Here is a 3,525-nt window from a genome sequence, read left to right as displayed (position 1 = left end):
CTATGGAGTTATCAACAGTTCCAAAACAGTGGTGTGTCTTGGGTTCCCGTCCGTAACTCGGGAACCACACAGTGGACGCGCAACATCTTTGAGGGACAAGCCCTCGGCCTATTAGTACCGGTCGGCTCCGTACATTGCTGCCTTCGACCTCCGGCCTATCAACCCAGTCGTCTACTGGGGGCCTTACCCGGTTAACCCGGTGGGAAACCTCATCTTGAAACGTGCTTCCCGCTTAGATGCTTTCAGCGGTTATCACTTCCGAACGTAGCTAACCAGCCGTGCTCCTGGCGGAACAACTGGCACACCAGAGGTTCGTCCATCCCGGTCCTCTCGTACTAGGGACAGCCTTTCTCAAGTTTCCTGCGCGCGCGGCGGATAGGGACCGAACTGTCTCACGACGTTCTAAACCCAGCTCGCGTGCCGCTTTAATGGGCGAACAGCCCAACCCTTGGGACCTACTCCAGCCCCAGGATGCGACGAGCCGACATCGAGGTGCCAAACCATCCCGTCGATATGGACTCTTGGGGAAGATCAGCCTGTTATCCCCGGGGTACCTTTTATCCGTTGAGCGACGCCGCTTCCACATGCCAGCGCCGGATCACTAGTTCCGACTTTCGTCCCTGCTCGAGATGTCTCTCTCACAGTCAAGCTCCCTTGTGCACTTACACTCGAAACCTGATTGCCAACCAGGCTGAGGGAACCTTTGAGCGCCTCCGTTACATTTTAGGAGGCAACCGCCCCAGTTAAACTACCCACCAGGCACTGTCCCTGATCCGGATAACGGACCTAGGTTAGATATCTAGTACGACCAGAGTGGTATTTCAACGATGGCTCCACATGAACTGGCGTCCACGCTTCACAGCCTCCCACCTATCCTACACAAGCCGAACCAAACACCAATACCAAGTTGTAGTAAAGGTCCCGGGGTCTTTCCGTCCTGCCGCGCGTAACGAGCATCTTTACTCGTACTGCAATTTCGCCGAGTCCACGGTTGAGACAGCGCCCAAGTCGTTACTCCATTCGTGCAGGTCGGAACTTACCCGACAAGGAATTTCGCTACCTTAGGATGGTTATAGTTACCACCGCCGTTTACTGGGGCTTAAGTTCTGCGCTTCGCGCCCGAAGGCACTAACACGTCCCCTTAACCTTCCAGCACCGGGCAGGAGTCAGTCCGTATACATCGTCTTACAACTTCGCACGGACCTGTGTTTTTAGTAAACAGTCGCTTGGGCCTGGTCTCTGCGGCCATCACCGCTTCACACCGCAAGGGTGCTGACGGATCCGGCCCCCCTTCTCCCGAAGTTACGGGGGCATTTTGCCGAGTTCCTTAACCATGGTTCACTCGATCGCCTTGGTATTCTCTACCTGATCACCTGAGTCGGTTTGGGGTACGGGCGGCGCACAGCTCGCTAGAGGTTTTTCTCGACAGCATAGGATCATCCACTTCACCCATACGGGCTCCCCATCAGATCTCAGCCATAAGAGACCCGGATTTGCCTAGGTCTCGGCCTACATCCTTAGCCGTGGTCTACCATCGCCACGGTTGGACTGCCTTCCTGCGTCACCCCATCGCTTGACTACTACCAGCTCGGGTCGTGCGCTCCACCTCCACGTCCCCGAAGGGATCTAGAAGGCTTTGGGCACTTAGCATCGCTGGGTTCGTCATGGGCGCTGTTTTGCCGGTACGGGAATATCAACCCGTTGTCCATCGACTACGCCTGTCGGCCTCGCCTTAGGTCCCGACTTACCCAGGGCAGATTAGCTTGACCCTGGAACCCTTGATCATTCGGCGGACAGGTTTCTCACCTGTCATTCGCTACTCATGCCTGCATTCTCACTCGTGTGGCGTCCACGGCTGGATCACTCCGCCGCTTCACTCGCCACACGACGCTCCCCTACCCATCCACACACCTGGACCCACACCACGAAGGCGCGGGCCGAGCTCAATATGTGAATGCCATAGCTTCGGTGGATGACTTGAGCCCCGCTACATTGTCGGCGCGGAATCACTTGACCAGTGAGCTATTACGCACTCTTTCAAGGGTGGCTGCTTCTAAGCCAACCTCCTGGTTGTCTGTGCGACTCCACATCCTTTTCCACTTAGTCATCGCTTAGGGACCTTAGCTGATGGTCTGGGCTGTTTCCCTCTCGACTACGGAGCTTATCCCCCGCAGTCTCACTGCCGCGCTCTCACTTACTGGCATTCGGAGTTTGGTTGATTTCGGTAAGCTTGTGGGCCCCCTAGACCATCCAGTGCTCTACCTCCAGCAAGAAACACGCGACGCTGCACCTAAATGCATTTCGGGGAGAACCAGCTATCACGGAGTTTGATTGGCCTTTCACCCCTATCCACAGGTCATCCCCCAGGTTTTCAACCCTGGTGGGTTCGGTCCTCCACGTCGTCTTACCGACGCTTCAACCTGCCCATGGATAGATCACTCCGCTTCGGGTCTAGATCATGCGACTCAACCGCCCTATTCGGACTCGCTTTCGCTACGGCTTCCCCACACGGGTTAACCTCGCCACATAACGCTAACTCGCAGGCTCATTCTTCAAAAGGCACGCCGTCACAAGACCGAAGTCTCGCTCCGACGGATTGTAGGCACATGGTTTCAGGTACTATTTCACTCCCCGCCAGGGGTACTTTTCACCTTTCCCTCACGGTACTTGTCCGCTATCGGTCACCAAGGAGTATTTAGGCTTAACGGGTGGTCCCGCCAGATTCACACGGAATTTCAGGGGTTCCGTGTTACTTGGGGTGACGACTCAGAGTCGTTGTCTTACGTGTACGGGGGTATCACCCTCTACGCCGGGACTTTCCAGTCCGCTTCAACTTCAACAACGATTTCTTACTCTGTGCTGGTTCGGCAGAACCAGCGGGTCGGCCCCACAACCCCGAATGCGCAACGCCTGCCGGCTATCACACGCAAACGGTTTGGCCTCTTCCGATTTCGCTCGCCACTACTCTCGGAATCACTTTTGTTTTCTCTTCCTGTGGGTACTGAGATGTTTCACTTCCCCACGTTCCCTCCAACTGCCCTATGTGTTCAGGCAGAGGTAACTGGACATGACTCCAGCTGGGTTTCCCCATTCGGAAATCCCCGGATCACAGCTCGGTTGCCAACTTCCCGGGGCTTATCGCAGGCTCCTACGTCCTTCATCGGCTCTTGGTGCCAAGGCATCCACCATGTGCCCTAAGTAGCTTGTCTTGCTACAAAGATGCTCGCGTCCACTGTGTAGTTCTCAAATTACGGGCGGCACCATCCCCAACCCCACGCCTACCGCCTCGACGAATCCGTCGCACCGGTGGTTCACGGGAAAGATGGCCCTGGTCGAGGCAATCACGCTTCAAGGAAGCCTGATCCCTCAGGACCCAACAGTGTGCTAAGCCAACCCCCACACCAGCCTCGAGGTTCCACGCCGGCGAACCGACAGTACTGACGAGACCGGCCACGAGGACCGACCAACTAATCGACGTTCCACTAGTGAGCATCCAACGCCGTGACACGTGCGGCCACGAAACGT

At 56.3% G+C, this 3,525-nt stretch carries 1 rRNA gene; it reads right to left on the bottom strand.

Annotated features, from left to right (window positions below):
• Positions 1-91: 91 nt before the first annotated feature.
• A 23S ribosomal RNA gene (locus K1X13_RS18935) occupies positions 92-3,209 on the bottom strand.
• Positions 3,210-3,525 lie beyond the last annotated feature (316 nt).

Source organism: Nocardioides jiangsuensis (assembly GCF_019679455.1).
GTDB lineage: Bacteria > Actinomycetota > Actinomycetes > Propionibacteriales > Nocardioidaceae > Nocardioides_C > Nocardioides_C jiangsuensis.
The sequence above is the reverse complement of the archived record's forward strand: the minus strand, read 5'-3'. Positions and strand labels throughout refer to the sequence as shown.